Genomic DNA, 7322 nt, shown 5'->3' with positions numbered 1-7322 from the left:
GTCCAAGTCCACGCCCAGTGGCCGCACCACGTGATGCGGTGAGCCCACCAAGTCAAAGCTTCGCAGCCCCTGCATCGCATCGAACTCCCGATAAGCTGCCCGCGCTGCACGATCGCGGTCCCAGCCGAACCTGGGTCCGAAGAACTTGCAGATCACCCGCGCTCGGCTGTGCTTTTCCTCGTACGCGTAGACCTCGTTGCTGCCCCGCAGCCGAAAAGCGCGAAACGCCGGGTTCCGTTCGTGCACACCCAGTTGTTCACGGACGATCCGGCACAGAAATCCGTACATGCCGTCATCGCCCGACACGTATCCGACGTATTGGCCAAACACGACACCTCCCTGCCGTGCCGGCATCGACCCCGAACTGTTCGCCTGGCATATACAGAATGTTCAGATGATAAGTTGCGGCCGCCGCGTGCGCACGCCGACGCAGCGAGCATGGGAGCACGCCTGTCGGAAGTCTTATTCGCGGGCCGAAGTGGCCGAGTCCGGCCGACCTCAGTCCTGGTAGACCCTCGGGTCCAGGGTGCCGATGTACGGCAGGTCGCGGTAGCGCTCGTCGTAGTCCAGGCCGTAGCCGACCACGAACTCATTAGGGATGTCGAAACCCACGTAGGCGATGTCGGTGTTGGCCCGCAGCGCGTCTGGCTTGCGCAGCAGCGTGCACACCCGCAGCGAATGCGGATGCCGGGTGTTCAGGTTGCGCAGCAGCCACGACAAGGTCAGCCCGGAGTCGACCACGTCTTCGACGATCAGCACATCCCGGTCGTTGATGTCGCGGTCGAGGTCTTTGAGGATCCGCACCACACCCGACGAGGACGTCGACGATCCGTAGGAGCTGACCGCCATGAACTCGAACTGCGTCGGCAGTGGGATCGCGCGGGCCAGGTCGGTGACGAACATGACGGCGCCTTTGAGCACGGTGATCAGCAGCAGGTCGCGATCATCGGCGGCGGCCCGCTCGCGGTAGTCCGCGCCGATCTGCGCTCCGAGCTCGGCGATGCGGCTTTGGATCTGCTCTTCGGCTAGCAGGACCGACTTGATGTCCCCCGGGTAGAGCTCCGGCGATTCCGCTGCCACGAGCACAGCGTGCCACGTTGTCGGGCCGGAAACCAACGGCGGTCGATTAGACCGGTTCCTGGTGCAAGGTCAAGACCCCGCCGCTGCGACCGGCGACCAGCCGCTGATTGCGCAATGCGGAGCCGACGGCCACCCCGCCCTGGCCGCGCCACGCGGTGACCAGCGTGTCCACTCCGCGGATCTGCTTGTCGGTCAACCCGATCGCGCCACCGGCGAGCAGCCAGCCGCGGATGACCCCGCGACGAACCGGGTCGGGCAGCGCGGTCAACGCCTCGGTGTCGAGCCCGTTGGGGGTTACCGCGACGGACATCGCCTGGGCGATCAGCGAATCGATCAGCTCGGTATCGCCGCGCAACGCGGTCGCCGTGCGAGCCAGCGCCTCGGCGACGCCGCCGCCGAGCACCTCCTCCATCAGCGGCAGCACCTCGAGACGCAGCCTGCTGCGGGTGAAGCGGCGGTCGGTGTTGTGCGGGTCGTGCCAGACGTTCAGCCCCAGCTCCGCGCACACGGTATGCGTCAGCTCGCGCCGCACGCCCAGCAGCGGTCGGCACCAGGGCGGGTCGTAGCGTCGCATGCCGGCGATCGACCGGGCCCCTGAGCCGCGGCCAAGGCCCAGCAACACCGTCTCAGCCTGGTCGTCGAGAGTGTGGGCCAATAAAACGGGCCGGTCGCGACGGACATCCGCCAACGCTGCGTATCGGGCATTGCGGGCCGCGGCCTCCGGGCCGCCGTCACCGGTCACCTGCACGGTAAGCACTTGAGCATCAACGCATCCCAAATACTCGGCCTGTCGCTGCGCGGTTGCGGCCACAGTTGCCGACCCGGGCTGCAAGCCATGGTCGACGATCAGGGCGGTGGTCGGCAGGATCGTCGCCGCAACACCGGTGAGCGCCAACGAATCCGGGCCTCCCGATAACGCCACACACCAGCGATCGGCACTGTCGAGAAATTCTGTCGCGAACGCCGCCACCACCGCGCGGAGTTCGGCTACAGCACCCTGTCGATCCATCGTTGCGGGTATTCGATCTCAATCGGCCGGGGCAAAGTCTCCGGACTCGTCCAAACGGTGTTGAACCGCTCCATCCCGACCCGATCCACCACATGGTCGACGAAAGCCTTACCCCGGGTGTACTGGCTCAGTTTGGCGTCGATGCCCAGCAACGCGCGCAGCAGCCGTTGCAGCGGCGGCTGCTTGCGGTTCCGTCGCTCGTCGAAGCGGGACCGGATGGTGGATACCGACGGAATCACGAGGGGCCCAACAGCATCCATCACATGATCGGCATGGCCCTCCAACAACGTGCCGAGCATCAGTAGCTGATCCAGCGCTTCGCGCTGCGGATCGGACTGCACGGCGCGCAGCAGACCGAGGATGCCCGCCGAATTCGGGTCGCCTTGTGCGGAATCCCGACGTCCACGAGCGAAATCGGCCAGCCGGCTCACCACTTGCGCGACGTCGTCACTGCCCTCCTGGGTCAGCACACCCAGCGCTTGCGACATGTAACCCGACAGCCACGGGTTGGCGGTGAACTGCACGCGGTGGGTGACCTCGTGCAGGCATACCCACAGCCTGAAATCCGAAGGGTCAAGCCGTAATTGGCGTTCAACCGCGATGACGTTCGGGTAGACCAGCAACAGCGCACCGCCATCGTTGAACGGGTCGTATTGACCGAGGATGCCCGATGAGACGAATGCCAGCACGGCACCCGTCTGCGCTCCGGTGAGCCGTCCGCTGATCGCGCCGCGCGGCTTGTCCGTTCCGCCGGTCATCGCCCGCATCGACTCGGCGGCGGCTCGAATCCACCCCGGCCGGTCGACAATTCGGGCCTCGGGCACCGCGCCATTGGTGTGCAGACCAGTGACCTCGCGAACCGGCGGCTCGGCCGCCTTGGCAGCGGTGGCCAGGTTTTCGACCGCCTGGCGTCGCGTGTAATCGGTCGACGGTGGGCCGGGGCGGGCCAGCCACTGGCCGACCGTCGCCGCGAATCCCCAGTCGACTGTGCGCCCGACAGTCAAGTCCGCTGAGGCCGTCACGCCACGCACCCGCACGACCATAGGGTCGCGGCCACCGCGTCGATCGCCGTGCGGCCGGACATCCCGGCGTCATTGGAGATCAGCGCGAAGCTCAACACCCGTCCGCTGCGATCGGTCACCACCCCAGCTAACGCGTTGATCGCGGTCAGCGAGCCGGTTTTGGCGCGCAACCAGCCGGCAGGCCCGGAGCCGGCGGGAGTGCCGTCGATGAAGCGATCCGAAAGCGTGCCGCTGCCTCCGGCGATCGGCAACAAGTCCAGTAACGGCCGCAGTGCCGGCTGGCCGGATCCGGCTGCCGCTTGCACGACCGAGTCGAGGATTTTGGCGGTGAGGCGGTCTTCGACCGACAAGCCGCTGGAGTCGCGCAAGATCGCGCTGCCGGTGTCGATGTGCGCGGTGCTCAGCCGGTTGGTCACCGCGTCGACGGCGCCGGCGAAGCTCAGTGGCCGCTGCATGGAGGCCGCCACCTCGCGCGCGATGCACTCGGCCATCACGTTGTCGGAGACGTTCATCATCTCGTTGAGCCGATCGATGAGCGGGGCCGACTGGACCGCGGCCAGTTGCCGCGCGCCGGAGCTGACGGCTTGGCCGGTGACGGTCACCTGCTGCGGGTCGACGCCCAGCGCGCTGGCCAGCGCGCGTCCCGCGTCCAGAGCCGGCGTCACCGATCGCCGCGACTCGTCGGTCGCCGGCTGGATCCGTCCGGCGTCGAGCATCACCGACTCGATCGGCGCGATGTCGCCGCCCTCGATGTCGGCCGGGTCCCAGCCGGGCGCGAAGGTCGGACCGGTGAACAGTGAGGTGTTCACCTGCACCGCGGTCGGCGTCACGCCGCTGCGACGCACCTGATCGGCCAGATCGCTGAGCCGAGCCGCGCCGTGGTACCAGGTGTCCTGCCCGGGCGTCGCGCCCGACAGCGTCGGGTCGCCGCCGCCCACCAACACCACGGTCCCGGGTTGATCGCCAGCTACGACGCGGGTTGTCACCCGCGCGTTGCGATCCAGCGCCAAAAGCGCGGCGGCGGTGGTCAAGGTCTTGTTGGTGGATGCCGGCTGCAGGAGCAGGTCGTCGAATTGGCTCCAGAGTTCTTCGCCGGTGATCGCGTCGGTGACCCGGCCGCCCAGCTTGCCCAGGTTGGGGTCGGCCACCACTGCCGCCAGCGCTGCGGCCAGACCGGACTTCGTCGGCGTCGCGGCGTCGTCGGCCACTGGAACAACGCCAGGCTTGGCGGTGACGGCCTGCGGCGGTGGCGGTACTTTCGGGCCGCCGACGCCGCGGCCGCTGCCGCTGCCGGTGAGCAGCGCCGCCGCAGCCACCAAGGCGGCAACGATCGCCAACACGCCCACCCCCACGATCAGGTGCGTAGACGTACGCCACGTGGTGGGACGCATGACTCTCCTGACTTCTCTGCGCCTATTGTGCCGCGGCCCCCGCGGAGGGGCGCAATGCGGGAGCCCTACGATCGACGCCAAGCGACAATTCTCAGGCGAAGGAGCCGGGCCGGTGCAATTCGACGTGGTCATCGAAATCCCCAAGGGTCAACGCAACAAGTACGAGGTCGACCACGAAACGGGCAGAGTTTTTCTGGATCGCTACCTCTACACGTCGATGGTCTATCCGACTGACTACGGCTTCATCGAGCACACCCTGGGCGAGGACGGTGACCCGCTGGACGTCCTGCTGCTACTTCCCCAGTCGGTGTTCCCGGGCGTCGTGGTGAAGGCTCGGCCGGTCGCCATGTTCCAGATGACCGATGAGGCCGGCGGCGACGACAAGGTGCTGTGCGTGCCCGCCAAAGACCATCGCTGGGACCACATCCAGGACATCGGCGACGTCCCGCAGCACGAGCTCGACGAGATCAAGCACTTCTTCTCGCAGTACAAGGCTCTGGAGCCGGGCAAGTACGTGAAGGCCGCGGACTGGGTGGGCCGCGCGGAAGCCGAGGCCGAGGTGCAGCGTTCGATCGAGCGGTTCAAGACCGAGGGTCACTGACTTTGAATCGTGCACCCCGTTACGAAGTGCGGGGTGACGTTTCGAGGACGGCTGGTATTCGTGCCTGAGACAACAGAATTCGACGTTGTCATCATCGGCGGCGGTCCCGGTGGGGTGTACGCTGCGGTCTATCTTGCCGCCGAAGGGCTCAGGGTGGCATTGATCGAGGATCGCCTTATTGGTGGCGAATGCCACTACTGGGCGTGCAATCCGACCAAAACGCTGCTTCGTCCGATTGAGGTGCTCGCTTTGGCGAAAGCCGTTCCTGGCGTTCGCGAGACGGTGAACCGCGATCTACCGGACATAGCTGCGGTTTTCGCCAAGCGGGACGAAATCATCGACCACCTCTCCGATGACGCGGCCGTGGCCGGACTGAAGCAGACCGGTGTCGAGGTAATCCATGCTCACGGCCAACTATCGGGGGAACGGCAGGTAATGCTGGCATACGCCGATGGCCACGAGGACTCTCTCCACGCGAGGCATGCGGTCGTTTTGGTGACCGGCACCCGCCCCGCCATCCCCGACATACCGGGGCTGGCCGACGCACAGCCGTGGACCAATCGTGATCTATCGGTCATGACGCACGTACCGCCACGCACGCTGGTGGTCGGCGGCGGTGTCGTCGGCGTGGAATTCGCGACCATCCTGGCTGGCTTGGGCTCCGATGTCACACTGTTGGTGCGCGGAAGCACCCTCTTGCGGAACTCTGAATCCATCGCGGCCGAAATGGTCGCTGAATCTCTGCGCCGCAAGGGCGTGAAGATTCATTTCGGAGCTCAGTTGTCGGCGGTCTCACGCCCCATCGCCGGCGGAGCTGTTACAGCCACCTTCGGCCATCAGCGTATAGATGTCGACGAAATCGTGCTAGCCGCTGGACGATTGGTCAACACCGGCGGCCTCGGCTTAGAGACAGTAGGGCTGCGTGGCGGGGATTTCGTGGAAGTCGACAACCATCTGCAGGCGATCGGAGTCGACGGCGCGTGGTTGTACGCAATGGGTGACACCACAGGGCGCGCAATGCTGTCCCATATCTCCCAGTACCATGCCGTGATCGTTGCCGATGTGATCGCTGCCCGTGCCCGGGGCCGCAAGCTCGGCGACGACGAGTTGATCGCCCGCGATGCCGGCAACCTCGCTCAGGTGATATTCACCGACCCACAAGTGGTCGAAGTCGGGCGCACAGAAAACCAAGCCCGCGCGGACGGTTTCGCGGTCACAACGCGCACCGCCCGATTCCCGGAGGCGAATCCAACTCTCGCCCTACAACGCGACGACTTCGATGCTTGGGCGAAACTCGTCATCGACGCCGATTCCGACACACTGCTGGGCGCAACCTTCGTCGGGCCACAGTTCGCCGAACTAGTCCAGGCGGCCACCCTCGCCGTGGTCGCCAAGGTACCGGTGGATGTACTTCGCCATGTCGTGGCGCCGCATCCGTCGGTCAATCAGATATGGAACCCATTGCTCGCTCGGGAAAGGTGACGTCCGTCGACGTTTCGGCCGTCACGTGGTGCCGGACAGTTGCGCCTTCGTCGCGCGCGTCAGATCGTCGGCGAGAACCTCCGGCTCGCCAGCCAACAGGCCGTCCAACGCCAGCTCGGCAACGATCGCGGGATCGGTCTTTTGGTCTGCCGGTGCGAAGGCGGCCATCTCGGTGTCCATGTACCCGACGTGCACGGCGGTGACCTGGATGCCCCGGGGAGCCAGTTCCTGTCGCAGTGCGTCGGTCATCGCCCACCCGGCTGCCTTCGCCGCGGAGTAGGCACCGGAGCCGGGAGCATGCAGCCAGGACAACACCGACAGCATGTTGAGGATTGCTCCTCCGCCGTTGCTTTCGATGACTGGCACGAAAGCCCGGACCACGCTCAGGGTGCCGAAGTAGTGCGTCTCCATCTCCAGCCGAACGTCCTCGAACGCCCCAGAAAGCAGGCCCGCGCGCGTAGAGGTGCCGGCATTGTTGATCAGCACGTTAACGTCGCCGGCTAGGTCGGCCGCACGGTGCACCGAGGTTGGGTCGGTGATGTCGAGCTGCAAAGGTTCGACGCCTGAGAGCTCGATTGTTTCGGGACGGCGCGCGGCGGCGTAGACCTTCGCGCCGCGCCCGACGAGTTGAGCTGTGAAGTGCTTGCCCAATCCACGGTTTGCGCCCGTGACGAGAGCGGTGATCCGGCCGGTGTCCATGATGCAACCTCCTTCGGTTTTATTGAGAACTAAAGCAC

Annotated in this window: 7 protein-coding genes and 1 pseudogene; 2 read left to right on the top strand and 6 right to left on the bottom strand. The window is 66.0% G+C overall.

Going from position 1 to position 7322, the window contains the following annotated elements:
* The 5 genes and pseudogenes from WAN02_RS19825 to dacB form a co-directional block, all read right to left on the bottom strand.
* A pseudogene (locus WAN02_RS19825) lies at positions 1 to 330 on the bottom strand (aminoglycoside phosphotransferase); the annotation flags it as partial.
* A 168-nt stretch (positions 331 to 498) separates the two neighbouring features.
* Positions 499 to 1116, bottom strand: coding sequence for a hypoxanthine phosphoribosyltransferase (hpt, locus tag WAN02_RS19820; protein WP_422265939.1), 618 nt, complete (start codon positions 1114 to 1116; stop codon positions 499 to 501).
* A gap of 10 nt (positions 1117 to 1126) precedes the next feature.
* Positions 1127 to 2089, bottom strand: a complete 963-nt coding sequence (tilS, locus tag WAN02_RS19815; RefSeq protein ID WP_422265938.1) for a tRNA lysidine(34) synthetase TilS — start codon at positions 2087 to 2089, stop codon at positions 1127 to 1129.
* A complete protein-coding gene (locus tag WAN02_RS19810; protein WP_422265937.1) occupies positions 2068 to 3132 on the bottom strand; it encodes a zinc-dependent metalloprotease in 1065 nt (354 codons plus the stop codon). The genes tilS and WAN02_RS19810 overlap by 22 nt, the downstream gene beginning before the upstream one ends.
* Positions 3108 to 4502, bottom strand: coding sequence for a D-alanyl-D-alanine carboxypeptidase/D-alanyl-D-alanine endopeptidase (gene dacB / locus WAN02_RS19805; protein ID WP_422265936.1), 1395 nt, complete (start codon positions 4500 to 4502; stop codon positions 3108 to 3110). Before dacB ends, WAN02_RS19810 begins: the two co-directional genes overlap by 25 nt.
* A gap of 112 nt (positions 4503 to 4614) precedes the next feature.
* Here dacB and WAN02_RS19800 point away from each other — a divergent pair, with 112 nt between their 5' ends.
* Together WAN02_RS19800 and WAN02_RS19795 are read left to right on the top strand one after the other, a co-directional pair.
* Positions 4615 to 5103: an inorganic diphosphatase gene (locus tag WAN02_RS19800; RefSeq protein ID WP_422265935.1), complete on the top strand. Its 489-nt coding sequence runs from the start codon at positions 4615 to 4617 to the stop codon at positions 5101 to 5103.
* Between the two features lie 60 nt (positions 5104 to 5163).
* Positions 5164 to 6585, top strand: a complete 1422-nt coding sequence (locus WAN02_RS19795) for a dihydrolipoyl dehydrogenase family protein (protein ID WP_422265934.1) — start codon at positions 5164 to 5166, stop codon at positions 6583 to 6585.
* A 21-nt stretch (positions 6586 to 6606) separates the two neighbouring features.
* Here WAN02_RS19795 and WAN02_RS19790 read toward each other — a convergent pair whose 3' ends face one another.
* Positions 6607 to 7284 (bottom strand): SDR family oxidoreductase, encoded by a 678-nt coding sequence (locus WAN02_RS19790; protein WP_422265933.1) that lies wholly within the window; start codon positions 7282 to 7284, stop codon positions 6607 to 6609.
* Positions 7285 to 7322: the final 38 nt, after the last annotated feature.

The organism is Mycobacterium sp., assembly GCF_049281135.1.
Lineage (GTDB): Bacteria > Actinomycetota > Actinomycetes > Mycobacteriales > Mycobacteriaceae > Mycobacterium.
This window is presented reverse-complemented; position numbering and strand designations above follow the sequence as displayed.